This is a genomic window from Aeromonas sp. QDB63, assembly GCF_027707425.1.
Lineage (GTDB): Bacteria > Pseudomonadota > Gammaproteobacteria > Enterobacterales > Aeromonadaceae > Aeromonas > Aeromonas caviae.
Genome location: NZ_JAPCIS010000018.1, coordinates 1 through 23,797, shown reverse-complemented (window position 1 = coordinate 23,797; position 23,797 = coordinate 1). Strand labels below are relative to the sequence as shown.

23 protein-coding genes are annotated in these 23,797 nt (G+C 56.1%); 11 read left to right on the top strand and 12 right to left on the bottom strand.

Features of this window, described 5'->3' with window-relative positions; translation table 11 throughout:
- Window positions 1–65: 65 nt before the first annotated feature.
- Complete coding sequence (gene dnaA / locus PG879_RS12605) at window positions 66–1,436, bottom strand: chromosomal replication initiator protein DnaA (RefSeq protein WP_039040645.1); 1,371 nt, start codon at window positions 1,434–1,436, stop codon at window positions 66–68.
- 310 nt (window positions 1,437–1,746) lie between these two features.
- Here dnaA and PG879_RS12600 point away from each other — a divergent pair, with 310 nt between their 5' ends.
- The 9 genes from PG879_RS12600 (at window position 1,747) to PG879_RS12560 (ending at window position 9,323) form a co-directional block, all read left to right on the top strand.
- Window positions 1,747–2,505, top strand: coding sequence for an amino acid ABC transporter substrate-binding protein (locus tag PG879_RS12600; RefSeq protein WP_039040644.1), 759 nt, complete (start codon window positions 1,747–1,749; stop codon window positions 2,503–2,505).
- Entirely contained in the window at window positions 2,506–3,174 is a 669-nt protein-coding gene (locus tag PG879_RS12595) for an amino acid ABC transporter permease (RefSeq protein WP_010672283.1), read from the top strand.
- Between the two features lie 12 nt (window positions 3,175–3,186).
- Entirely contained in the window at window positions 3,187–3,921 is a 735-nt protein-coding gene (locus PG879_RS12590) for an amino acid ABC transporter ATP-binding protein (RefSeq protein WP_010672282.1), read from the top strand.
- Window positions 3,922–4,190: 269 nt separating this feature from the next.
- The gene (gene rpmH, locus PG879_RS12585; RefSeq protein ID WP_005307156.1) at window positions 4,191–4,325 is read left to right on the top strand and encodes a 50S ribosomal protein L34; all 135 of its coding nucleotides are present in this window, start codon (window positions 4,191–4,193) and stop codon (window positions 4,323–4,325) included.
- Window positions 4,325–4,684: a ribonuclease P protein component gene (rnpA, locus tag PG879_RS12580; protein WP_270830257.1), complete on the top strand. Its 360-nt coding sequence runs from the start codon at window positions 4,325–4,327 to the stop codon at window positions 4,682–4,684. The genes rpmH and rnpA overlap by 1 nt, the downstream gene beginning before the upstream one ends.
- The gene (yidD, locus tag PG879_RS12575; protein ID WP_010672280.1) at window positions 4,651–4,899 is read left to right on the top strand and encodes a membrane protein insertion efficiency factor YidD; all 249 of its coding nucleotides are present in this window, start codon (window positions 4,651–4,653) and stop codon (window positions 4,897–4,899) included. Before rnpA ends, yidD begins: the two co-directional genes overlap by 34 nt.
- A gap of 5 nt (window positions 4,900–4,904) precedes the next feature.
- Window positions 4,905–6,551: a membrane protein insertase YidC gene (gene yidC / locus PG879_RS12570; RefSeq protein WP_270830256.1), complete on the top strand. Its 1,647-nt coding sequence runs from the start codon at window positions 4,905–4,907 to the stop codon at window positions 6,549–6,551.
- A 109-nt stretch (window positions 6,552–6,660) separates the two neighbouring features.
- Complete coding sequence (gene mnmE / locus PG879_RS12565) at window positions 6,661–8,022, top strand: tRNA uridine-5-carboxymethylaminomethyl(34) synthesis GTPase MnmE (RefSeq protein WP_270830254.1); 1,362 nt, start codon at window positions 6,661–6,663, stop codon at window positions 8,020–8,022.
- A 161-nt stretch (window positions 8,023–8,183) separates the two neighbouring features.
- Window positions 8,184–9,323, top strand: a complete 1,140-nt coding sequence (locus PG879_RS12560; RefSeq protein ID WP_047439882.1) for a site-specific integrase — start codon at window positions 8,184–8,186, stop codon at window positions 9,321–9,323.
- A 201-nt stretch (window positions 9,324–9,524) separates the two neighbouring features.
- On the opposite strand, the gene repC is transcribed toward PG879_RS12560, so the two are convergent.
- From repC to hsdR, 10 genes are all read right to left on the bottom strand, one after another.
- On the bottom strand, window positions 9,525–10,325 hold the full coding sequence (gene repC, locus PG879_RS12555; protein ID WP_052200084.1) for a replication protein C, IncQ-type: 801 nt from the start codon (window positions 10,323–10,325) through the stop codon (window positions 9,525–9,527).
- 25 nt (window positions 10,326–10,350) lie between these two features.
- Window positions 10,351–11,208, bottom strand: a complete 858-nt coding sequence (locus PG879_RS12550; protein WP_081990754.1) for a helicase RepA family protein — start codon at window positions 11,206–11,208, stop codon at window positions 10,351–10,353.
- A 7-nt stretch (window positions 11,209–11,215) separates the two neighbouring features.
- Complete coding sequence (locus PG879_RS12545) at window positions 11,216–11,551, bottom strand: helix-turn-helix domain-containing protein (protein ID WP_015848536.1); 336 nt, start codon at window positions 11,549–11,551, stop codon at window positions 11,216–11,218.
- A 240-nt stretch (window positions 11,552–11,791) separates the two neighbouring features.
- A complete protein-coding gene (locus tag PG879_RS12540; RefSeq protein ID WP_047439890.1) occupies window positions 11,792–12,394 on the bottom strand; it encodes a hypothetical protein in 603 nt (200 codons plus the stop codon).
- Window positions 12,395–12,414: 20 nt separating this feature from the next.
- Entirely contained in the window at window positions 12,415–13,197 is a 783-nt protein-coding gene (locus PG879_RS12535; protein WP_047439892.1) for a hypothetical protein, read from the bottom strand.
- A gap of 395 nt (window positions 13,198–13,592) precedes the next feature.
- The gene (locus tag PG879_RS12530; protein WP_197058106.1) at window positions 13,593–14,078 is read right to left on the bottom strand and encodes a hypothetical protein; all 486 of its coding nucleotides are present in this window, start codon (window positions 14,076–14,078) and stop codon (window positions 13,593–13,595) included.
- Window positions 14,072–14,779 (bottom strand): DUF3800 domain-containing protein, encoded by a 708-nt coding sequence (locus PG879_RS12525; RefSeq protein ID WP_081990753.1) that lies wholly within the window; start codon window positions 14,777–14,779, stop codon window positions 14,072–14,074. Before PG879_RS12525 ends, PG879_RS12530 begins: the two co-directional genes overlap by 7 nt.
- A complete protein-coding gene (locus PG879_RS12520) occupies window positions 14,779–16,530 on the bottom strand; it encodes a restriction endonuclease subunit S (RefSeq protein WP_103261036.1) in 1,752 nt (583 codons plus the stop codon). The genes PG879_RS12525 and PG879_RS12520 overlap by 1 nt, the downstream gene beginning before the upstream one ends.
- The gene (locus tag PG879_RS12515; RefSeq protein ID WP_103261035.1) at window positions 16,530–18,017 is read right to left on the bottom strand and encodes an N-6 DNA methylase; all 1,488 of its coding nucleotides are present in this window, start codon (window positions 18,015–18,017) and stop codon (window positions 16,530–16,532) included. The genes PG879_RS12520 and PG879_RS12515 overlap by 1 nt, the downstream gene beginning before the upstream one ends.
- Before the next feature lie 120 nt (window positions 18,018–18,137).
- On the bottom strand, window positions 18,138–20,603 hold the full coding sequence (gene hsdR / locus PG879_RS12510) for an EcoAI/FtnUII family type I restriction enzme subunit R (protein WP_103261034.1): 2,466 nt from the start codon (window positions 20,601–20,603) through the stop codon (window positions 18,138–18,140).
- Window positions 20,604–21,340: 737 nt separating this feature from the next.
- Here hsdR and PG879_RS12505 point away from each other — a divergent pair.
- On the top strand, window positions 21,341–21,664 hold the full coding sequence (locus PG879_RS12505; protein ID WP_047439811.1) for a hypothetical protein: 324 nt from the start codon (window positions 21,341–21,343) through the stop codon (window positions 21,662–21,664).
- Here the strand turns inward: PG879_RS12505 and PG879_RS12500 are convergent.
- Window positions 21,661–22,278: a recombinase family protein gene (locus tag PG879_RS12500; protein WP_047439809.1), complete on the bottom strand. Its 618-nt coding sequence runs from the start codon at window positions 22,276–22,278 to the stop codon at window positions 21,661–21,663. The genes PG879_RS12505 and PG879_RS12500 overlap by 4 nt on opposite strands.
- Window positions 22,279–22,469: 191 nt before the next feature.
- Here PG879_RS12500 and PG879_RS12490 point away from each other — a divergent pair, with 191 nt between their 5' ends.
- Window positions 22,470–23,738 (top strand): DNA-binding domain-containing protein, encoded by a 1,269-nt coding sequence (locus PG879_RS12490; protein ID WP_000179845.1) that lies wholly within the window; start codon window positions 22,470–22,472, stop codon window positions 23,736–23,738.
- The last annotated feature ends 59 nt before the right edge of the window (window positions 23,739–23,797 follow it).

Here is a 23,797-nt window from a genome sequence, read left to right as displayed (position 1 = left end):
TTGGGAGGAAAGGATTCGGATCAGGCTGGAACATGCAATCTGCATCTGTGCACTCCGTTCCGTTATCAGGAAGAAAGGGTACGGATCAGGTTGGAATAATCTTCCTTGATGTCGTGACTCTCTTCCTTCAGCTGCTCGATCTTGCGGCAGGCATGAAGAACCGTGGTGTGGTCACGGCCACCAAAGGCATCCCCTATCTCAGGCAAGCTGTGGTTGGTCAGCTCCTTGGCCAGCGCCATCGCCAGCTGGCGCGGGCGGGCAACGGAACGGGAGCGACGCTTGGAGAGCAGATCCGCCAGCTTGATCTTGTAGTACTCCGCCACCGTCTTCTGGATGTTGTCGATGGTGACCAGCTTCTCCTGCAAGGCCAGGAGATCGCGCAGCGCCTCGCGCACGAAGTCGATGTTGATGGCGCGGCCGGTGAAGTTGGCATTGGCGATCACCCGGTTGAGGGCGCCTTCCAGTTCACGGACGTTGGAGCGCAGCCGTTTGGCGATGAAGAAGGCCACTTCGTCCGGCAGATGGATCTGGTTCTCGTCCGCCTTGCGCATCAGGATGGCAACCCGGGTCTCCAGCTCCGGCGGCTCGATCGCCACCGTGAGTCCCCAGCCGAAGCGGGACTTGAGACGATCTTCCACCCCGTTGATCTCTTTCGGATAACGGTCCGAGGTCAGGATGATCTGCTGGTTGCCTTCAAGCAGGGCATTGAAGGTGTGGAAGAACTCCTCCTGGGAGCGCTCCTTGTTGGCGAAGAACTGGATGTCATCGATGAGCAGGGCATCGACGCTACGGTAATAACGCTTGAACTCTTCAATGGCGTTATTCTGCAGCGCCTTCACCATGTCCTGCACGAACCGTTCGGAGTGCATGTAGATGACTTTGGCGTCTTTCTTGCGATCCTTGATGGCATTGCCAACGGCGTGCAGCAGGTGGGTCTTGCCCAGGCCGGTTCCGCCATAGAGGAACAGCGGGTTGTAGGCACCACCCGGATTGTCGGCCACCTGACGGGCGGCCGCACGGGCCAGCTGGTTGGACTTACCCTCGACGAAATTCTCGAAGGTATAGTTCACGTTGGTGTTGCTCTTGTGGTTTGGCTCGGGCTTGTTTTCGGCCTTGTTTTCCCAGCTCTTGGGAGAGTTATTCACAGGATCGACACCACGGGCCGGCGCCCTGGCGACCGCGACGGGATGAGGGCGATTGCCGATATCAAAACGCAGGGTGGGAGCGTCGGCTCCGCACAGCTCGTTGATGATGCCGTTGACCCGGAGCAGGTACTTGTCGCGTACCCAGTCCAGAACAAAGCGGTTCGGTGCATACAGGGTCAGAGTATTGTCACTCAACTCCGCTTGAAGCGGCCGGATCCACATGCTGAATTCTGCCGAGGGCAACTCATCTTGCAGCCGGTTAAGGCACTGCTGCCATAGCGAAGCAGTCACTCTAGACTCCCGTCAATTGATTAAGTAAAGACCGGCTATTCTACGTTTTTAGTGGCCGGATCTCCAGTTGCTGCCGCACGGATCCAGCAAATAAGATCCTTGACTTTCAAGGATCCAACGCCCCAGGATCCCATTTCATCCCCAAAGTTACCCACAGCCGGATATCGGCAATGTGGACAGAATGGCGCGCTGCAACCATAGTTATTTTATATAACCAAATATCATTTATTTTTTATATTTTATTCCAATAACATCAGCACCAACCCGTGATTACAACTAAAAATACAGCACTACAGAGAGAGGAATCCCCATGAAATCCACCATCAAACTGATTTCCGGCGCCGCCATTCTGCTGGCCAGCCTGTCCGGCCAGGCCATCGCCCAGGAAACCATCAAGGTCGGCATGTCCGGCAAATATTTCCCGTTCACCTTCGTCAAGCAGGACAAGCTGCAGGGCTTCGAGGTGGACATGTGGAACCAGATCGGTGAGCGCACCGGCTACAAGGTCGAGTTCGTGACCGCCAGCTTCTCCGGCTTGTTCGGCATGCTGGAAACCGGCCGCGTTGACACCATCTCCAACCAGATCACCATCACCGACGAGCGCAAGGCCAAGTACGCCTTCTCCCAGCCCTATGTCTATGACGGTGCCCAGATCGTGGTCCGCAAGGGCAACAACACCATCCACGGCATCAAGGATCTGGAAGGCAAGAAAGTCGCCGTCAACCTGGGCTCCAACTTCGAAGAGCTGCTGCGCAAGAACGACCCCAACAAGAAGATCGACATCCGCACCTATGACTCCGCCTTCGAGCAGGATGTCGCCCTGGGCCGCATCGACGCCTTCGTGATGGACCGCGTCTCCACCGCCCAGCTGATCAAGGAATCCAAGCTGCCGCTGCAACAGGCCGGTGCACCGTTCGAAACCATCGAGAACGCCCTGCCCTTCCTGAAGACCCCGGAAAAGCAGGCCGTGCTGAAGAAGGTTGACGATGCCCTCACCGCCATGCGCAAAGACGGCACCCTGACCAAAATCTCCGAAAAATGGTTCGCAGCGGACATCACCAGCAAATAAATGATGGAATTTGACCTCGAGTACACGCTAGGGCTGTTTCCCATCCTGCTCAAATACCTGGGCACCACGATGGAAATGGCCCTGTGGGGATTCGTATTGGCACTCGTACTGTCGCTGATCCTGGCGATAGTACGGGTGTTTCGCGTTCCCGCACTTCACTGGCTGGCGATGCTGTATATCTCGTTCTTCCGGGGTACACCGCTGCTCGTCCAGCTGTTCCTGCTCTATTACGGGCTGCCGCAGCTCTTCCCCATCTTCGTGGGGATGGATGCCTTTACCGCCGCCATCATCGGCCTGACCCTGCACTTCGCCGCCTACATGGCCGAGTCGATCCGGGCTGCCATTCTCGGCATCCACAAGAGCCAGATGGAAGCCGCCCTCAGCATCGGCATGAGCCGGCTGCAGGCGATGCAGCGGATCATCCTGCCCCAGGCGGCCCGCATCGCGACACCATCGCTGATGAACTACTTCATCGACATGATCAAGAGCACCTCTCTGGCGTTTACCCTGGGAGTGGCGGAGATCATGGGCAAGGCCCAGATGGAAGCGGCCTCCTCCTTCAAGTTCTTCGAGAGCTTCATGGCGGTGGCGCTGATCTACTGGGTGGTGGTCATCTTCTTCACCCGCTTGCAGCATCTGCTGGAAGTGCGGCTGAACCGTGCTTATTAAAGGAGGCCTGTCATGATCAACCTAACGGGTCTCTCCAAGGCCTATGACGGAAATCAGGTGCTCAACGGCATCGATCTTGAGGTAAAGAAGGGGGAGATTGTCGTCATCATCGGCCCCTCCGGTACCGGCAAGTCGACTCTGCTGCGCTGCCTCAACCTGCTGGAAACCCCGGATGCAGGGCGGCTCGTCATCGATGACCTCGCCGTGGATCTGGCCAAGGCCAGCGACCAGCAGGCCATCGAACTGCGCAAACGCGCCTCTTTCGTGTTCCAGAACTACGCCCTGTTCGCCAACAAGACGGCGCTGGACAACATCGCCGAGGGGCTGATCACCGTCTGGAAGCAGCCGAAGGCGGAGGCTCGTGCCACTGCCCTGGGCATCCTCAAGGACATCGGCCTCGCCGAGAAACAGGATGCCTACCCGGCCTCCCTCTCCGGCGGCCAGCAACAGCGCGTCGGCATCGGCCGGGCCATGGCGGCCCACTCCAAGGTGATCCTGTTTGACGAGCCCACCTCCGCCCTCGATCCCGAGTGGGTCGACGAGGTGCTGGGCCTGATGAAGCAGCTCGCCCGCCAGCACCAGACCATGGTGGTGGTGACCCACGAGATCGAGTTTGCCCGTGATGTCGCCGATCGGGTGATCTTCATGGAAGGAGGCCGGATCGTGGAGCAGGGCCCGCCGGATCAGATATTGGTCGATCCGCAGGATCCCCGTACCCGGGAGTTCCTGCGCAAAGTACTTAAATAGCTCTCTCTTTGGCGGCCTGGCCGCCTTTTTTCTTGAGGGATCCTTGTTTAACCCCGGGTTGCCAGTATAATTCGGGGCCCTTGATCCTCCGGATCCTGCCAGATTATCCCGCTCGGTCGACGAACGGGGCGAGATGGAAAGGAACGGCGGATTGACGAGAAGCTGAACTCTGTTTAGAATTCGGCCTCTTTTGCTAGTCGTCACACGCTATAGCTGGCGCGTCGGCTAAGTGTGACAATCAAAACTGTACAGAAATACGGAATCGAATCATGAAACGTACTTTTCAACCGTCCAACCTGAAGCGCAAGCGCTCTCACGGTTTCCGCGCTCGCATGGCTACTGCCAACGGCCGCAAAGTTCTGGCCGCTCGTCGTGCCAAGGGTCGTGCCCGCCTGGTAGTCTAATGCCTACCCAGCACACCTTCTCTCGGGAGTTACGTCTGTTAACTCCCGAACACTTCAAACGCGTTTTCGCCGAGCCTGTCCGGGCCGCTTCTCCGCAAATTACGCTTCTTGCTTGCCCCAACTTCCTCGAACACCCCCGTCTTGGCCTCGCCGTGCCCAAAAAGGCGCTCAAGCGTGCCGTCTGGCGCAACCGTGTAAAACGAGTGGTTCGGGAAAGTTTTCGCCTCAATCAAGCCAATCTGCCCGCTATCGACATCGTCGTGATCGCCAAGGGTGGCGTGAAGGAGATGGACAACGAAGCGCTGTTCAAGTTACTGGAAAAGCTATGGCGCACTCTGTCACGCCGTTGCAATGGGTAGCAATCAAACTGATACGCCTGTATCAGCTAATCATTAGTCCCCTGCTCGGGCCGCGCTGCCGTTTCACCCCGACTTGTTCCCAATTTGCGATAGAAGCAATCCGACTTCACGGTTTCATAAAAGGCGTTTGGTTAGCCAGCAAACGTCTATTAAAATGCCATCCCTTATCCGAGGGTGGTTATGACCCGGTTCCGCAACCAAAGCGAAGAAACTGAAGACTATGGAATCACAACGCAATTTACTCCTGATCGGTTTGCTGTTCGTGAGCTTCTTGCTCTGGCAACAGTGGGAGTCCGACAAGGCTCCGAAGCCGGCCCCGACTACCGTGGCCCAAACCGAACATTTCGTACCTGAAGCCGGTCAGACCGGTGATATTCCTCAGGTTTCCGAGCAAGCAAATGGTAACGCCGCGCGCAAGCTGATCACCGTCTCCTCCGACGTGCTCAAATTGACCCTGGACACCCAGGGCGGTGACATCGTCTCTGCCGAGCTGCTGGCCCACAAGCTGGAAGAAGGCAAGGAACAGCCGTTCACCCTGCTGACCAGCCAGCCTGCCCACCTCTATGTGGCCCAGAGCGGTCTGGTCGGTCGCAATGGTCCGGACAGCCAGGCCCAGGGTCGTCCCACCTATGAAGCCGCCCAGACCAGCTATCAGCTGGCCGATGGTCAGGATCAAGTCGTCGTTCCGATGACCTGGACCGACAGCAAGGGGGTGGTCTTCACCAAGGAGTTCGTGCTCAAGCGCGGTGATTACGCCGTGGGCGTCGACTACAAGATCGACAACAAGTCTGCCGAGCCGGTCCAGGTACAGTTCTACGGTCAGCTGAAGCAGACCATGACCACGCCGAAGGATCAGGAAGGTCATGCCATGGTGGCCAGTGCCTACCGTGGTGGTGCCTTCTCCAGCGAAGACTCCCGCTACAAGAAGTACTCCTTCGACGAGATGAAGGATGCCGACCTGAACAAGACTACCCAGGGTGGTTGGGTCGCCATGCTGCAGCACTACTTCGTCTCTGCCTGGGCCCCGAATGCCAACGACACCAACAGCTTCTACAGCCGCGTGATCCCGGGCAAGGACCAGGCCATCATCGGCTACAAGGCGCCGCTGGTTGACGTCGCTGCCGGCCAGCAGGCCGAGGTGAGCGGCAAGCTGTGGATCGGTCCCAAGCTGCAGGATCAGATGGCCAAGGTGGCAAACCACCTGGATCTGACCGTCGACTACGGCTGGCTCTGGTTCATCGCCCAGCCGCTGCACTGGCTGCTGACCGTGTTCCACGGCTTCGTCCAGAACTGGGGTCTGGCCATCATCATGCTGACCCTGCTGGTGCGCGGCATCATGTTCCCGCTGACCAAGGCCCAGTACACCTCCATGGCCAAGATGCGCATGCTCCAGCCCAAGCTGGCTGCGCTCAAGGAACGCTTCGGTGACGATCGCCAGAAGATGTCCCAGGGCATGATGGAGCTGTACAAGAAGGAGAAGGTCAACCCGCTGGGCGGCTGCCTGCCCATCCTGGTACAGATGCCCATCTTCATCGCCCTCTACTGGGCACTGATGGAGTCTGTCGAGCTGCGCCACGCGCCGTTCGCCCTGTGGATCACCGACCTGTCGGTGAAGGACCCCTTCTTCGTGCTGCCAATCCTCATGGGTGCCTCCATGTGGTATCTGCAGAAGATGAGCCCGACCACCATCACGGACCCGATGCAGCAGAAGGTGATGCAGTTCATGCCGATCATCTTCACCTTCATGTTCCTCTGGTTCCCGGCAGGTCTGACTCTGTACTGGCTGGTGAGCAACGTCATCTCCATCATCCAGCAGACCATCATCTATCGTCAGCTGGAGAAGAAAGGCCTGCACTCACGCAACTGATGCGCAGCCCATCTTTCCTGATGACAAAAGAGGCGGCCTTCGGGCCGCCTTTTTTATTACAATGTCCCCTACCCTCTTACTCATTCAGCCAACCAGCGAGTCAAGCAAGATGACAACAGATACCATCGTGGCCCAGGCCACCGCCCCCGGCCGTGGCGGCGTCGGCATAGTCCGCGTCTCCGGCCCTGCCGCCGAGCGGGTCGCCGAGATAGTGCTCGGCAAGCTCCCCAGGGTGCGTTATGCCGAATATCTGCCGTTCAGGGACGAGCAGGGCCAGGCGCTGGATCAGGGCATCGCCCTGCTGTTCAAGGCCCCCAACAGCTTCACCGGCGAAGACGTGCTGGAGCTGCAGGGCCATGGCGGCCCCGTCATTCTCGACATGCTGATCCGCCGCATCCTGCAGATCGACGGCATCCGCCCCGCCCGCCCGGGCGAGTTCAGCGAGCGCGCCTTCCTCAACGACAAGCTGGATCTGGCCCAGGCCGAGGCCATCGCCGATCTCATCGAAGCCTCCAGCGAGCAGGCCGCCCGCAGCGCCATGCACTCCCTGCAGGGGCAGTTCTCCGGTAAGGTTCAGCAGTTGGTGGAGAGCCTCACCCGGCTGCGCATCTATGTGGAAGCGGCCATCGACTTCCCGGATGAAGAGATCGACTTTCTCTCCGACGGCAAGGTGGCGGGTGACCTCTACGCCATCATCTCCGAGCTGGACGACGTGCGCGGCGAGGCCAAGCAGGGTGCACTGCTGCGAGAGGGGATGAAGGTGGTGATCGCCGGTCGCCCCAACGCTGGCAAATCGAGCCTGCTCAACGCCCTCGCAGGCCGCGAGTCCGCCATCGTCACAGAGATCGCCGGTACCACCCGCGACGTGCTGCGCGAGCACATCCATCTGGACGGCATGCCGCTGCACATCATCGACACCGCGGGCCTGCGCGATACCCAGGACAAGGTGGAACAGATCGGCATCGAGCGTGCCTGGGCCGAGATCGAACAGGCCGACCGGGTGCTGTTCATGGTGGACGGCACCACCACGGATGCCGTCGATCCCCACGATATCTGGCCGGAATTCGTTGATCGGTTGCCAAAAAACATCGGCCTCACCGTGGTGCGCAACAAGGCGGACCTGACCGGCGAGGATCTGGCACCGAGCCAGGAGCAGGGCCACGCCGTCTATCGCATCTCCGCCAAGACCGAGCTGGGGCTGCCCGCACTGCGCGAACACCTCAAGGCCTGCATGGGCTTCCAGGGCAACACCGAAGGGGGCTTCATGGCCCGCCGCCGCCACCTGGACGCACTGGAGCGTGCCGCCGAACGGCTGCTGGTAGCCAGGGAGCAGCTTGAGGTCTATGTGGCTGGCGAACTGGTAGCCGAGGAGCTGCGCCTGGCCCAGGAGTCACTGTCCGAGATCACTGGCGAGTTCAGCTCCGACGATCTGCTGGGCCGCATCTTCTCCAGCTTCTGCATCGGCAAGTAATGTGGTGAAAAATCAGCAATAAAAAGCAGCCATAAAGAACATAAGACATTGTAAATATTGGACTTTGTTTTTACTGGCTGTTCTTACCTGATCTTGTTTCGTGAGAATTTACCCCGAGAGTACCCCGAAGTAACCTCTTGGGGTACTTTTGGGGGACACTCATGAAGATCAGCATCGAATTCCGCGAACCGGACGCCGAAGGCAAGCGCACTGCGCGCTTAACCTACTACGCCGGCTCCTACCTTGATCCCGCCACAGGCATCCGCAAGCACAAGCGCAGCAGAGAGCCCCTGGATCTCTTCCTGTACGACAAGCCGCGTACCCCGGCACAGCGGCTTCACAACAAAGAAACCCAGCGGGCAGCCGAAGCCATTCGCGCCAAGCGGCTCTTCGAATACGAGACCGGCAAACACCATCTGGATTTATCGAGCGCCCACAAGGCCAGCTTCTTTGAGTACTTCCAGGAAGTGACCGACCAAAAGGCGGCAGGCAGCAAGAGCAACTATTCCATCTGGGTGTCTACCCTCAAGCATTTGCGCCAGTACCATAAACTGCCTGATTTGACTTTCGAGGAGGTCGATCAGCTGTTCCTGGAGGGTTTTCGGCACTACCTGATGCACAAGGCCCGCACCAAAAGCGGCACGCCACTGAGCCGCAACACCCAAAGTGCCTACTTCAACAAGTTGAGGGCAGCCCTGAACCAAGCAGAGCAGGAGCGGCTGCTGATGGATAATCCGGTACGACGCGTCAAAGTCATCCAGGGGGAGAAGAACAAGCGGGTTTATCTGACCGAAGATGAGGTTCGGGCCATGGCCCAGGCTGAGTGCCGCTATGACGTTCTTAAGCGCGCCTTTCTGTTCTCTTGTTGCACTGGCTTGCGCTGGTCCGACATTCACAAGCTGACCTGGGCCGAGCTGGAGCCTTTCTATGGCCATTACCGTATCGTCTTCACCCAGAAAAAGACCAGCGGCCTGCAATACCTGGATTTGAATGACATGGCGATGCAGCTGATGGGGCGCTCAGGCAAGGCAACAGAGCGGATCTTCAAGGGCCTCAAGTACTCGGCTTGGCACAACATGGAGCTCACCCGGTGGGCGTTGCAGGCGGGTATAACCAAGAAGGTAACCTTCCACAGCGCGCGTCATACCTTCGCCGTCATCCAGCTTAACCGCGGCGTCGATATCTATGCCCTCTCCCGCTTGCTGGGACACAGTGAGCTGAGAACCACAGAGATCTATGCAGACATCCTTGAATCACGGCGTAGAGATGCCATGCTCGATTTTCCCAACGTATTGGAGTGATAGAAGCACCCTCGACGAGATCATGGCCAGGAAGAGCCAACAAATAGGCCAGCGCGACCATGCGCTGGCCTAGATTATCTTAGATAATATAGATCGGATTTCAGGATCGCCCTGCAGCCCAAGCGGTAACTGGGTTTCACTGAATTGGCTTGTGACCGTTATCGTGAACTTTGTGACCACTTTCGTGATAGTTTGTGACCGTTATCGTGATAGTGCAGGCCGGCCGATGGTAAACCGCCCCTTGGCATGTTCGCAGATAGACCAGCCCAAAGCAGTCAGCTCATCCAATGCCTTACGAACTCTTGATTGCCGCTTGCGATGGGTGGCCGTGCTGACCTCATCGGGAAAGGCATAAGCGACCAAGGTGTCTAACTGCACTGCCCTTTTCTGACCACAATCCACCCAGGCACATAGCCGCTGATGCAACAACCGAGCGATGCTGCCATTCAAGTGCCGAACTTCTGTCATGTCGATACGAACATGGCGACCATTACCCATAATGGCGTAGGTCAGCAAGGGATTAAGCGCCAAAAAAAGTCCATCAGTCTGAGTGTCACTGACATAGTTCGCCAATAAGCGAAAGCCGCTACGCTGGCCAGCCACCTTTGCGATCACCGACACCTTCCACAATCGCTCGATACAGCAACGTACAGTATTGGTATCCCGAGGATTGGCGTATCCAACCTCCTTGGCCAGTTTGCGCAGGCTGCTTCTGACCACCAATACCCTTTGCTGGTTGGCAGCCCAACGAAGATCCAGAAGATCTCGCAATATCGCCCCAGTTTCGCTCACCGCAACTGGCTCAATCTCGTTACTTTGTGACTCAAGTCCAGCCAGGGCAACCAACCCCTGAAGCACACGGAGGTCATCTGCACCCAGCGGCTCAGGCCCGGAGAACTCGATCTGATTGCCACCACCGAAACGGTAAATCACCTCCAGCTTGTCACGGCGGCGTTGGCCATGCGAGATCGCCCTAAACAACCCGGGTGCAAGACAGTGCATATGGTCATGCCTAGCATGAGTCAATTCAAAGCAAGACACGTTTGCCTCCCGCTCGGCGTGTTACGCCCAACCTAGCGGGAGCGGGATACAGCACGCCACCTTCCCCCCGCACCAACCAGCGCTCCGGTAGTGGCGGCCCATAATTACTTTTGCTTACCCCAAACCGCACGTGAAGCTTGCTCTTCTCTGCCGATACTCCCAGCTGCTGCGCCTCTTTCTTGGTCATAGTGGCGAGGTAGCCCTGCCAGCGCACATTGTCTACCAGCACCGACGAACCACGGCTTGCCTGCTGCAGATCGCCAACTTCTTGGAATACTGCGGATTTGCTGGTGTGGTGTACAAACAACACAGCGCATCCCAGCCTCATGGCCAGCCGCTCCAACTGACCCAGTACCTGCGTCATGGCACAGGCCGCGTTCTCGTCGGCATCGTGGAAGCGCCTCAAAGTATCGATGACAATCAACCTCACCCCTTCAGCCCATATAGCAATCGCTTCCCACCAATGGCTATCCAGCACATTCGGACTGGAGCCCTGCAGCGGTATAAGACGAAGGTTTCGTTCGACGTTGGCACGAAGTTCAGCATCAAGACCTCCGCCCAAGGCAAACAAGCGCTGGTGCAGTACAGGCCAAGGGTCCTCAGCAGGCAGGTAGAGCACGGTTCCCCTGCCCAGCTTGCCAAGTCCAATCCAATCCGGCCCACCGGCGATCTGCATTGCCAGTTGCAATGCCAACATCGATTTGCCCACCCCTCCCGGTGACACCAACGCACCAACGCAGCCAACAGGCAGCCCCGGTAGGACAAAATCGAGGGGTTTCGGAGGTTCAATAAAAGCCGACCGGAGATCCCGGGGGCAGAGAGATGTAATCAGATCCTGTGTCATACCCACCTCACAACCGCCCATGGCTAGCTTGCCGCACACGCTTGGTTACATGCTCAGTGAGTTCGGCGTCTGGTGAAATGCGGTGGGAGAGCAGCCAGTCCAGCAGCTCAACGCGCTTGAAGTAGATCTTTTTGCCTTGTGGCTTGTAATGCGGCAGACGCTTTTCACTGGTCAGCCGGTACACATAGCAGACAGAAACCCCCAGCAACTCAGCGCACTCCTCGGCAGAAAGCACCTCTTTTTGCGCCTGTCCTTGCTGGATTACCAACTGCTTAAGCTCATAAAGCTCTTTCAGGATTGCCCCATTCGGATCACTGAAAACTGACGAATTTTGTTCGCGCATGCAGATTGTCTCCTAGTTACAAACATCAGCATGCAAGAGCGTACCGGGGACCTAACGAAATCCAGACCGCTGTAAGTGCCCGTTTTGGGCACTTACAGCGTTTTCTGGAAAATTTTCGGATGTGAAATTTAAGATGGGAACAGGAAGGGGGGTTGGTAGAGCCAAATGACATTTGGGCGAGAGACCGCCAGTAAAGTCATTAGGCTCCACTAGGTTGGCTATCCCAAGCCAACCACAGGCTCAGCGATGGTTCATTTCTTTGATCCAATCGGCCACGCTATCAGGGTCGGCAAGCAGCTGGGCGAGCGGCAGATGATTGGAGCAGATCTCAAGCTGATGACATTTGTCACTTTGCTGCCAGTCAGGTTGATGAGCAGGCCAGCTAACCTGCTTGAGCAGATCCCAGAGGTGGTTATCACTATCCTGCAGGCAACGGTACAGATTTACTTCAACCACGGCGTTGCCAGACAGTTGCAAAGGATCAGGCTGACCCTTCGTATGTGCACGCAAGGCTGAGTTTTGACGGAAATCATCATCGATATAGAGGCGAAAAATCAGCGTCTTATCACCTTGCAGAGCCTTATCGCCATTCCTGTCCCGGTAAGCGTGATTCGATGCAAACAGTGGCAGATAGTCCCATGCCCAGCTGCTGGAAGGGCGGGTTCCTGAGCGGCAGGGGCGGCTATTTTCGCTGGGCTCCCAATACCAGAACTCGGCGTCCAGCGCCTGACTGGCGATCTGATCGAATAGCGGGAGGATACGCTGGTAGAAACCGGCTGCGAGTCGGTGAGCTTGTTGCAGTTGGGTCACCAGCTGGGTGGTCTGTTCAAGATCGTGTGGCATGACGGCATCCTTAGCCAGAGTCAGTGATTCAAAAAAGAGAAATCGGGGCGAGATAGGTGGAATGTCCCGGCATAATCGAGCAGAGCAGCCCAACCAGTAGGCTCAGCGGGTGGGGTAATTTGCCGCTCTGACATCACCCCGCAATCCAGATCCAGCCGCCCTGCGTAGGCAAACAACGGCGCCCATTCAGGTACCACCGGGGCCATGCCAAACAGCTCAAACGCCTGCAGCCACTCATCGCGGATGGCGCGATCCTGACGGCAGGATTCAAACTCGGAGGCAGTTTGCAGATAGCGGCGCAGTGGCTCCCATTCACGCAAGGTCATCTGGACAAAGCGCTTCGGCAGATCGGGGGGAGACAGCGGAGCGACAGGGATATTGCCAAGTGCCACGTAATAGAGCCGGTCTTCATAGTCATCAAACTCGGCTTCACTGACCACAGCATTGACCTGCGCCAGCCACTGCTCCCGATACTGGTCGCCACCGAACGGGGGCTTCACCTCGATAACCACCAGCGTGTCGTCAAAGTGGAGCAGCACATCGGGCTCGACATAACGGCGATCCTGCAGCGATACCAGTTTTGGCCACAGCTCCAGCCGTTGAAAGCTGGCCGGGTCTAGCGGATTGTCACCGAGTAGAAAGTGCAGCACGGCCCCCAGAGTACCGTCCGAGAGGTGGGGCAGACGGCCAAAGAAAGTGGCAGTTAGCAGATCTTCGCTGCCTTTAAACAGGTCGCGCCAGCGCAGGGATTCCCCTTCCCGCTCGATACGCCCAGCCTTGCCATGCAGGATTGCATGTAGCATCGCAACTCCTTGTAATATTGATATTTCAAGCAGGCTCTCACTTAGCTGAAGAGCCTTCGAGATCCTGCTTTGATATCCACTCGACTACCACTCTATCCATCACAAAATGGGGTAAAAATGTTTGACTGAAAGAGGGCGTCTCTTTAAGGTTTCCCGCAACATGACCCCGGCCTCTTGGTTGCTTTGCAACTTACGCCGGGGTTGTTTTTTTGAATCTGTCTTTGTGTCGGCATACACGCCTTATTACTTCGCCATACAGCCAGTCGGTTGCTAATCATCGGGGTAACCGTTACACTTTGCGCATCTCATCTACCAGCCTTTGGCGTCAGCGTAGAAGGAGTTACGGCCCCGTCCTCTCCGGAGGGCGCGGCCAGCTTAATTCCCTCCCCTAGCAGTCAATAACTCCCATACCGTTCCCAGCGCTTGTTGTACTTGCGCCGTTCGTGCTCATGTTCGATGAAAAATGCCGTCCACGGCAGGATGTATTCTCCTCGATCATCCAGCACGACTAGGTAGCCTTCCGCTTCAAACCAGATATGGATGCGTTGTTGCTTGCCACGAGGCTCAGCCCACACCTTCAGCTCAGGATCGCTATCATTCTCGATGATGGGTTTGGGCCAGCGGATGCGTTCGCATCGACGTAAATCGGGTTCTCGCTCTGCTTCAACTTCTCCAGTTGAAATCATGTGCCAGAAGGTCGCTGATTTCCCGGCATATTCAGGATGACGTTTCAGACCAAGACGCTTGCCTCTGAACTCGGGTTTGTTGAGTACAAAGTCTTGTTCGAAGGCCGCATAAACAGCAGAGAAAAAACGCCCCCAATCACCGCCAGAGGCGGTCATCAGAATGAGGTCAGGTAGCCATATAGGTTGCATCACCATCCACCCCTGCTGCACCAGACCATCAGATTGAACTTGCTCTCTCGCAGAAGGGTATTGTGTGTCAGCTTGTAACCACTTCGTTGCCGTATTCTTTCAATCAACGCCAGCTTGGCTTGGCTGCTGGTCAACCCTCGATGCAGATAGCTCAGGGCTCCGATCAAAAGATCCGCAACTTGCAGCAACTCGGCTTCATGAGAGTGGATCCGCTGCACCCGATGAATGATTTTCTTCGAGTAGTCATACGTGTTATTGCACAAAACATCATGCAACTTGCTGATCTTCTCATGCCCCAAGGTATCCTTGATATCGATATAGACTCGATAGCCATTCTGCGGCTCAAAGATCGTCTTCAACATGACGAAATACATTTTGTAGTACCAGTCGTCATGACTCTGCCCAAACGCTTCATGATTTAGCTGTGATTTATCCGGGATAACCAGACCACGAAAGTGAAGGTCATCATCATCGAAAAAGTAATCCAGCAGGTCACGATAGAAGGCGAGTTTCGACTGACTAACCTTGGTCCACTTCACCTCGAAATCCGGCGCCAACCCATGCTTTTGCTTGATCTCCCGCAAGCGACGCACGATCTCGTGGCGCTTATCCAGCGGACACCATACAGCCCCAAGCACCATGGCCGATTGACCATCGTTCTCCAGATGGCAGGACTCATCACAATAGACATTAAATATGCGGCTCATCAGGCAAGGGCTCCTTCCACCAGCGACTCGGCCAAGGCAAGTTGGGTCTGCTGGCTGGTTTGCAGGCGGGATTTAAGTTGATCGCAGAGTGTCGTCAGTTCATCGACTTTAGCTACTATCAATTTTTGTACCGCAGTAGGAGGTAGAGGAATTGAATATTCATTCAGTTTTGCACCAACAAAATGCTTAATTGTTGCTCCTGTAAAATACTGTTCTAAGGTTCCCGTAGCAGCATCATTAGTTAAACAAATTTGTAAATACTCTGCCATTACCCCTTGATAAGGCCTTGCTCGGTGCAGTGCTTTTTGAAAATACATTTCCTTATTATGATGCTTCCAAATAGCACATCTTCCAGGTTCACCACCTTCACATATCAATAAATCACCATACCTAAGAGCTAGCTCATCTTTTTCATTATCATCGATTTTCATTTGTTTTATATCATCAAGCTCAATCAGATCCCACTGCACATTTGTATTTCTTAAATATGGCAATTCATTGCCAATATTTTTTGCATTATCGAGCATTTTTCCAAGGCGAGAGTGTGCAACTTGGCTAAATCTAACCCATTCCCAACCTATTGGTAGCTCAAATAGCTGTTCCTCCGCCCGAATCATCGGCAGCGGTTTCTCTTTTTTGATTTTCTTCTCTTTGACCAGCAGCGCCTTTTCGGCAGCGATGCGTTCCAGCAGGGCGGAGGCGGGTTCATCGCTTGGGTCTTGCGGTACCAGCTTACCCATTACTGCCAGTTGCAGGATGGTCTGTTTCAAGGCGTCGATGCTGGCCTCAGTGGTAAAGAGGGTATCGAAATGAGTGCTTAGCCGCGCCCAGTTTTGCGCCAACTCGTCGGCATCGCAGGAGTCTGTCAGTGTGGCGAGCAGGGTCTCCACCAGCGTCTGATGGGCCGCCAACTGCGATTCGCTGCACTGCTCCAACTGGTCGCAGAGGGCCATAAGCTCATCCACTTTGGCAACGATGCGGTGCTGTTCTGCAAATGGCGGAATTGGCAATGGATAGAATGAGAAAAAGTCCTTGGCAAGTCGCTTTTGACCTGCGGTTCCGGTCATTCCTGCCTCACCTTTTTTGAGATATATAGGCGATTTTATATTTAATAATATAAAGAATGCTGAAACATAATCTGTATATGGTCTAGCTATATGAAGCTCTGTCGTTCCTGCACCTATTCCATTAGTTAAACCACGAAAAACTGCAGCCTTACTATTCTCAAAGCATGGTGTTATTTTTGCTATGCCAATATCCCCATTAGAAAAATGGGTAAAACCTTTCTTTATCTCGCCCCACTTCCTTGCTTCAAATTCATGCTGCCCGTTATATGCGGTGCTGATTAAAGACATGGGTACAAATGATGCGTCAACAGTATCATCGCTTTCATTACGTGGATTGATCTCTGCGATCTCTGCAAGCATTGACCACACCCACCCATCCGGTAATTCAAACGGCTTCTCTTCCTCACCAATTTCTGGCAAGGCTTTGGGCTTTTTAATCTTGCCCTCTTTCACCAGCCGCGTCTTTTCGGCGGCGATCCGTTCCAACAGCACGGAGGCCGGTTCATCGCTGGGGTCTTGCGGCACCAATTTACCGCGCACGGCCAGCTCTAGGATCAGCTCTCGCAGCTTTTTGATGCCGGTGAGTTCCAGCTTGCTGTTGCTACCGCGCCCGGCACTGCTTTTGGGGCGAACCGCCGCGGTCCATAGATCCAGGTGGTCGGTAATCAGATTCTCGATCGCCATTATGCCTGCCCCCCTTGCTTGGCCGCACCTTTGCCCAAGGCGTCGCCCAGAATGGCTTTTAGCTGGTTACGCAGGGTCTGAATTTCAGCCTGTTCTTTGGCATAGCGCGCCAGCAGCTCCTCAGGGTCGTGGCTTATCTGCTCACCAACATGGGGGTTTTTGATATCGAGGTTAAAGTTGCGCTCGATAATGGTGTCGATGCTGACCTTCCAGGCTTGCTCGGTCTCTACCCGGGCGGCAAAGCCGTCCGCCTCATCGCCCCACCAGGCGATCTCGGCTTCAAACTCCTCGAACTTCATCGGTTTGGTCTTGCTGTAGTTTTTCACCCCAGCCGGATAGGGGTGCTCATAGAACCAGACATCCTTGGTGGGCTGACCCTTGGTGAAGAAGAGGATATTGGTCTTAATGCCGGTATAGGGGGCAAACACGCCGTTGGGCAGCCGCACTATGGTGTGCAGGTTGCACTCGCTGGTGAGCAGTTGCTTGATCTTGGTTTTGACCCCTTCGCCAAACAGGGTGCCATCAGGCAGCACCACGGCGGCGCGACCGCCCTTTTTCAGGATCTCGATAATCAGCTGCAGGAACAGGTCGGCAGTTTCGCGCGTGCGCAGATCGGCCGGGAAGTTCTGCTCGATGCCATCCTCTTCGGTACCACCAAAGGGCGGGTTGGTGAGGATCACATCGATATCGCTATCCCAGCTCGACAGCGGTTTGTCGAGGGTGTTGCCATGGCGAATTTGCACCGGCACCTCGATGCCGTGCAGCAGCATATTGGTAGTGCAAAGGAGGTGCGGCAGCTGCTTCTTCTCGACCCCCAAGATCTGCTGCTGCAGAGTCTGGTGGTCGGCTGAGGTCTCGACATAGTGCTCTTTGACATGATCGAAGGCGCAGGCGAGAAAGCCGCCGGTACCGCAGGCCGGGTCCATGATCCGCTCGCCGAGTTTGGGGTCGATGCGGTTGACCATAAAGCGGGTGACGGCGCGGGGGGTGTAGAACTCGCCCGCGTTACCGGCGCTTTGCAGGTCGCGCAGGATCTGCTCGTAGATATCACCAAACAGGTGGCGCTCACTGCTGTCGGTGAAGTCGATCTCGTTTAGCTTGTTAATCACCTGCTTGAGCAGGGTGCCGTTCTTCATGTAGTTGAAGGCATCGCTGAACGCCTCTTTCACCACATAGCCACGGGGGTTGAGATCGATATTGGCAGGCTGGTTTTTCAGGCTGTCGAACAGGTCGTTGTTGACGAAATCGAGCAGGGCATCGCCTGTCAGCCCTTCACTATCGGCCGCCCAGTTGCGCCACAGGAAGCGCTCGGGGATGGGGCAGCGGTAGTTATCCTGCTCAAACTCCAACTCCTCTTCCTGGGCGTCGAACACTTTCAAAAACAGCAGCCAGGAGAGCTGGCCGAGGCGCTGGGCATCGCCGTCGATACCGGCGTCCTTGCGCATGATGTCCTGAATGGATTTGATGACTGAGCTGATGGATGACATGGAATTCTCTGCTTTTTACAAAAATGATGACGAATACAGGGGCGAATGCGTCAGGAGTATCGATAAAACAAGCGGCCATCATTGGAATGGCCGCATGGTAGTTCAGAAGCAGTCAGGTCGTCAGGCGCTCTGCTGCTCACGGTAAATTTCTTGCTCCAGTTCGGTGATGGCCTGCTCGAACTGTTTGGGGCCACCAAAACCCTTCTTGGCCAACTCCAGCGGGCGCCCCAACTCGGTAAAGGGGGCGACTTTTAGCGCATCCTTGGTCTCAATCTCGGTCACCCCCTGATCGGCATACTTGTCGAGCAGTCTGGTAAGAACCTGCTGGGCGGTGTCGTTGTACTTGGTGAAGTAGTTGCGCTTTTTGACGTTGTTGGCCCGCTCGCGGCGGGTCAGTGGCGGCTGATCGTATACCACATGGCAGATAAGGTCGAACGGGTCGAGCTCCTTGCCCACTTCCTGCTCCAACACCTCCCACAGCACGCCCGCCTGAGCCAATTCATCCATAATGGCTTGCTTGCGTTCGGCGGCTTGCCAGCGTTTGGTGAACGCATCGAGGGTGGCAAACTCTTTGAGCAGGGTCTTTTTGGTGTAGTCCTTGAAGGATTCGGTCACCAACTTGCCATCGGCATCGTAATACTGCACCCGCTCGGCGATGACGCTGACCGCCACGCCGTTGACATAATACTTGCTGACCCCGGGCTCGGGGCCACCCAGCGGGCCTGCGCCCTGGCCCCCAGCGCTACTCTGGCCACCATCACTACCGGTTGTGTAGCTGCCGGGTTGTTCATCGACTCCGGGAGCAAACGGATCGTCATTGTCGCCGGGTTCATCGGTTGGCAGCAGATCGGCATCGCCGATGATATCGCCCAAGCCTTCATCCGGATTGTTGATGTCTGCCGGTTTGATCACCATGACGCGCTCCGGCTCGCCGTCGAAACGGGGATCGGCAAACAGCTCGGTGGCCTTCTTGAAGTCGAGAATGGTGAACCAGAGCTTGCCGTACTTGTCATCGATGCGGGTACCACGGCCGATGATCTGCTTGAACTTGGTCATGGACTGGATATTTTGGTCCAGCACAACCAGCTTGCAGGTTTTGGCATCGACGCCAGTGGTCATCAGCTCGGAAGTAGTGGCGATGACCGGATAGGGCTTTTTCGGCTCAATGAAGTTCTCAAGCTGCCCCTTACCCAACTCATCATCGCCGGTGATTTTCATCACATAGCGCTCATCCTTGGCCATCTGTTCCGGGTTGAGGTTGACCAACGCCCGTCGCATCCGGTCGGCATGATCGATGTCGTTGCAGAACACGATGGTCTTGGCCATCGGGTCGGTTTTCTTGAGGTAGTTGGTGATGGTTTCGGCCACCAGCTGGGTACGCTCGTCGATCACCAGAGTGCGGTCAAAATCCTTCTGGTTATAGATACGGTCTTCAATCAGGTTGCCCTGTTTGTCCATCTGCCCTTTGGTGGGACGCCACCCCTGCAGATCGACATCGATATCGACCCGCACCACCTTGTAGGGGGCAAGAAAACCATCTTCGATTCCCTCTTTGAGGGAGTAGGTATAAACAGGGTCACCGAAATAATCGGTGCTGGAGACGGTTGCGGTCTCTTTGGGCGTGGCAGTGAGACCAATCTGGGTGGCCGATGAGAAGTATTCGAGGATCTCGCGCCAGGCGCTGTCTTCGGCGGCGCTGCCCCGATGGCACTCATCCACCACGATCAGGTCGAAGAAACCGGGTGAGACCTGCTTGAAGGCTTTCTGTGACTCTTCTGGTCCGGTGAGCGCCTGATAGAGGGCAAGGTGGATCTCATAGGCAGGATCGACAGTACGCCCAGTGACCTTGGCCATGGCCGAGCCAAAAGGCTGAAAATCATTACGCTTGGTTTGTTCCACCAGCGCATTCCGATCGGCCAAAAACAGGATGCGCTTCTTGGCGCCCGCCTTCCACAAACGCCAAATGATCTGGAATGCGGTGTAGGTCTTGCCGGTGCCGGTGGCCATCACCAGCAATACCCGATCCTCACCTTTCGAGATGGCTTCTACGGTCTTGTTGATGGCCTGCAGCTGGTAATAGCGGGGAGATTTGCCGCTGCCATCCGAGTAGTAGTCCTGACTGATGACAGGCAACTGTGCCTGGGTGTAACCCTTCCAGGTGCAGAGTTTGTCCCAAAGCTGGCCGGGGCTGGGGAAGTCCTCCAGCGCGATCTCGGATTCCAGCTTGGCCGGATTGGTCTTGTCATGAAATACAAAACCATCGCCGTTGCTGGCAAATACGAACGGCACATCCAGCAGACGGGCATAATCGAGCCCCTGCTGCATCCCCTTGCCAATCTCATGCTTGTTGGCTTTGGCCTCGATCACCGCCAGTGGCAAGCCCATCTTGTGATAGAGCACGATATCGGCCGATTTGACCTTCTTGCGTGCCGCCATCTGGCCGCGCACCACCACCTTGCCATCCCGCAGCTTCACCTCTTGGCGAACCTGAGTCAGGTCATCCCACCCCGCAGCCTTGATAGCAGGCAGCAGGTATTTCGAGATGATGTCGGCTTCGGTGAGGGTTGCTTTGTTGATCTCGGCCATGAGCACTCTTCCGGTCGGGGGACAATATTGCTCAAGATTCTCTCATAAATTCAGCCGGGTTTTATTGATTTCAGACTCATAAAGCAACATGGGTGCAGCTCTTGATGGCATGCCTTCGGGTCAAGGAAACGTCTGGTAATGGCGTAACTAGGTCGTAGTGAATGATTGTTGAAGGGCATCGCTTGAGTTAGTCCCATAGCAAGTCAGCCGGTTTGGCTCTCGCTGAATGCAGAGGCCAAGATTCCAGATAGATAGGAATCTGCCCCCATCAATTCCAGCACACCGGGTTTTCCCACTCACCTCAGACAGAGTGGCCAACATTCCAGAGCGAAAAACAGCACGAACATTCCAGATAGATGGGAAGGCCCCTATCAATATTCCAGGTGCTCGTTCTGAAGCGACATTCCACTATCTGGAATATCCGCACCAAGATTCCAGATAGATAGTTATGTGGAAAGGAATTGGACAGGGATTGGCCGGGGATAAGGGCGCTGATTCCACTGGTCAATAAGCCACTGGATTCCAGTACTCCAACTTTGTCACGAACGAACAAAGTCAACATTTTCAATAAGTTGATTGAATACCAAGACCTTCAGTGCCATGCTGAAATCATGTTCATTGGTGGAGTAACACGATGGATGCGTTCAGTTGGGGAATGGTAGGCTTGCTGGCCTTCTTCACGCTTGTCTTCGTGTGGAGTCTGTATAGCTACAAGGCGCATGCAAAAGAGAGACACCATGAAACCGATCGCTGATATCGCCCTCATGGCGTTGGTTGCGCTGGGCTTGATGGCACTTGGCGACACGCTGTTTGCATGGCTACTGATCTGCCTGCCACCGGTTTACTGGTGCTGGCCAATACTGGCCTGGGCTACCAGGCGCCCCATCACGGCCAGGTTGCAGTTAATGGCTCTTGCCGCACTCGCCTGCTGGCACTGGCCCGCCGGGCTGTTCACTGCGCTGAGCATCGCTCTTATCTGGACAGCGAAAACCCTCAAGACAACCCCACGCCCAAAACGCAAGGGTGGGCCGGTCATCAAAAATTACTACTTCTGGAGCTAACTGCGCGCCTCCTTGGCCACACTGGCGATAAGGTACCTTGAGCAACCAAGCATCTCCTGAATCGCGGAATAACTGTGGCCTGTCACCAACAGCCTGGCGATGTGCTGACGCTTCTTCTCATCCTTCTGCCTACCACGGTATTTCCCTTCATCCCTGGCCTTGGCAATACCCTGCTGCTGCCTGCGACGGCGATCTTCATAGTCTTTACGAGCGACGGCTGCGAGCATATCCAACAGCATGCCATTTACAGCCTGCAAAATGGCGCTGGTGAACTCGGAGCGGCTGTCCCCCTGTAATGCCACCCAGGAAGTCGGAAGCTCAGGAGAAACGATGGAGAGCTGTTTCTGTGCCAAAAGCTGCTTCAGTGTTTGCCAATCCGTCTGATTGAGACGGGCCAGACGATCAATCTGCTCTACCAGCACAATGTCACGATCTGCAGCGTCGCGGATCAGCCTCATAAGCTCAGGCCTGTCCAGCGTCGCTCCCGACTCATTCTCCACATAGAAACTGGCAATCTGATGGCCATGCTCAGCAGCAAAACCTATCAGAAGCTCTCGTGCCCGCTCAGCATCCTGTTCCACTGTCGATGCACGTAAATACGCCCGTATGAACATTGAAACCCCCATCGGTCTGTTTAAAGTGGTTCCTAATTATTGGTTCAATATGTCATTTTCAGAAGACGACTGCACCAGTTGATTGGGCGTAATGGCTGTTGTGCAGCCAGCTCCTGACAGTTCAATATCAGAAGTGATCTGCACCAATCTCGACTATGCTCAATACTCGTGTGCACCAAAGCGAGGTGAGCATGGCGACGGACACCCCACGGATTCCAGAACAAGGCGTGGCCACTCTGCCTGATGAGGCTTGGGAGCGTGCGCGCCGTCGTGCGGAGATCATCAGTCCGTTGGCGCAGTCGGAGACGGTCGGGCACGAAGCGGCCGATATGGCGGCTCAGGCGCTGGGCTTGTCTCGGCGCCAGGTATACGTTCTGATCCGGCGTGCCCGGCAAGGCAGCGGCCTCGTGACGGATCTGGTGCCCGGCCAGTCCGGTGGAGGTAAAGGTAAGGGGCGCTTGCCGGAACCGGTCGAGCGCGTCATCCACGAGCTACTGCAAAAGCGGTTCCTGACCAAGCAGAAGCGCAGCCTAGCGGCCTTTCACCGCGAAGTCACTCAGGTGTGCAAGGCTCAAAAACTGCGAGTGCCGGCGCGCAATACCGTGGCCTTACGGATCGCTAGCCTTGACCCGCGCAAGGTCATCCGCCGGCGGGAAGGCCAGGATGCCGCTCGTGACCTACAAGGTGTGGGCGGCGAGCCTCCTGCCGTGACCGCGCCGCTGGAGCAGGTGCAGATAGACCATACGGTCATCGACCTGATCGTGGTCGATGACCGCGACCGGCAACCTATTGGCCGCCCGTACCTGACCCTCGCCATCGACGTGTTCACCCGCTGCGTGCTCGGCATGGTCGTCACGCTGGAAGCGCCGTCTGCCGTTTCGGTTGGCCTGTGCCTCGTGCATGTCGCCTGCGACAAGCGCCCTTGGCTGGAAGGACTGAACGTGGAAATGGATTGGCAGATGAGCGGCAAGCCCTTGCTGCTCTACCTAGACAACGCGGCCGAGTTCAAGAGCGAGGCCCTGCGCCGGGGTTGCGAGCAGCATGGCATCCGGCTGGACTATCGCCCGCTGGGACAGCCGCACTATGGCGGCATCGTGGAACGGATCATCGGCACGGCGATGCAGATGATTCACGACGAACTGCCGGGAACGACCTTCTCCAACCCTGACCAGCGCGGCGACTACGATTCCGAAAACAAGGCCGCCCTGACGCTGCGCGAGCTAGAGCGCTGGCTCACATTGGCGGTCGGCACCTACCACGGTTCGGTGCACAACGGCCTGCTCCAACCGCCGGCCGCGCGCTGGGCCGAGGCCGTGGCGCGTGTCGGCGTACCGGCCGTCGTCACACGCGCTACTTCGTTCCTGGTCGATTTTCTGCCGATCCTCCGGCGCACGCTGACCCGCACCGGCTTTGTCATCGACCACATCCACTACTACGCCGATGGGCACTGTTGCAAATAGTCGGTGGTGATAAACTTATCATCCCCTTTTGCTGATGGAGCTGCACATGAACCCATTCA

Coding starts and splice junctions, on each gene's coding strand:
- PG879_RS12530 (WP_197058106.1), bottom strand. CDS start 14,078: ATGGTGATGCAACCTATATGGCTACCTGACCTCATTCTGATGACCGCC.
- PG879_RS12500 (WP_047439809.1), bottom strand. CDS start 22,278: ATGTTCATACGGGCGTATTTACGTGCATCGACAGTGGAACAGGATGCT.
- repC (WP_052200084.1), bottom strand. CDS start 10,325: ATGCACTGTCTTGCACCCGGGTTGTTTAGGGCGATCTCGCATGGCCAA.
- PG879_RS12490 (WP_000179845.1), top strand. CDS start 22,470: ATGGCGACGGACACCCCACGGATTCCAGAACAAGGCGTGGCCACTCTG.
- PG879_RS12520 (WP_103261036.1), bottom strand. CDS start 16,530: ATGGCGATCGAGAATCTGATTACCGACCACCTGGATCTATGGACCGCG.
- PG879_RS12540 (WP_047439890.1), bottom strand. CDS start 12,394: ATGCCACACGATCTTGAACAGACCACCCAGCTGGTGACCCAACTGCAA.
- yidD (WP_010672280.1), top strand. CDS start 4,651: ATGGCGCACTCTGTCACGCCGTTGCAATGGGTAGCAATCAAACTGATA.
- PG879_RS12525 (WP_081990753.1), bottom strand. CDS start 14,779: ATGAGCCGCATATTTAATGTCTATTGTGATGAGTCCTGCCATCTGGAG.
- PG879_RS12560 (WP_047439882.1), top strand. CDS start 8,184: ATGAAGATCAGCATCGAATTCCGCGAACCGGACGCCGAAGGCAAGCGC.
- PG879_RS12595 (WP_010672283.1), top strand. CDS start 2,506: ATGATGGAATTTGACCTCGAGTACACGCTAGGGCTGTTTCCCATCCTG.
- PG879_RS12505 (WP_047439811.1), top strand. CDS start 21,341: ATGAAACCGATCGCTGATATCGCCCTCATGGCGTTGGTTGCGCTGGGC.
- PG879_RS12535 (WP_047439892.1), bottom strand. CDS start 13,197: ATGCTACATGCAATCCTGCATGGCAAGGCTGGGCGTATCGAGCGGGAA.
- hsdR (WP_103261034.1), bottom strand. CDS start 20,603: ATGGCCGAGATCAACAAAGCAACCCTCACCGAAGCCGACATCATCTCG.
- PG879_RS12515 (WP_103261035.1), bottom strand. CDS start 18,017: ATGTCATCCATCAGCTCAGTCATCAAATCCATTCAGGACATCATGCGC.
- PG879_RS12550 (WP_081990754.1), bottom strand. CDS start 11,208: ATGACACAGGATCTGATTACATCTCTCTGCCCCCGGGATCTCCGGTCG.
- rpmH (WP_005307156.1), top strand. CDS start 4,191: ATGAAACGTACTTTTCAACCGTCCAACCTGAAGCGCAAGCGCTCTCAC.
- PG879_RS12600 (WP_039040644.1), top strand. CDS start 1,747: ATGAAATCCACCATCAAACTGATTTCCGGCGCCGCCATTCTGCTGGCC.
- PG879_RS12545 (WP_015848536.1), bottom strand. CDS start 11,551: ATGCGCGAACAAAATTCGTCAGTTTTCAGTGATCCGAATGGGGCAATC.
- yidC (WP_270830256.1), top strand. CDS start 4,905: ATGGAATCACAACGCAATTTACTCCTGATCGGTTTGCTGTTCGTGAGC.
- rnpA (WP_270830257.1), top strand. CDS start 4,325: ATGCCTACCCAGCACACCTTCTCTCGGGAGTTACGTCTGTTAACTCCC.
- PG879_RS12590 (WP_010672282.1), top strand. CDS start 3,187: ATGATCAACCTAACGGGTCTCTCCAAGGCCTATGACGGAAATCAGGTG.
- mnmE (WP_270830254.1), top strand. CDS start 6,661: ATGACAACAGATACCATCGTGGCCCAGGCCACCGCCCCCGGCCGTGGC.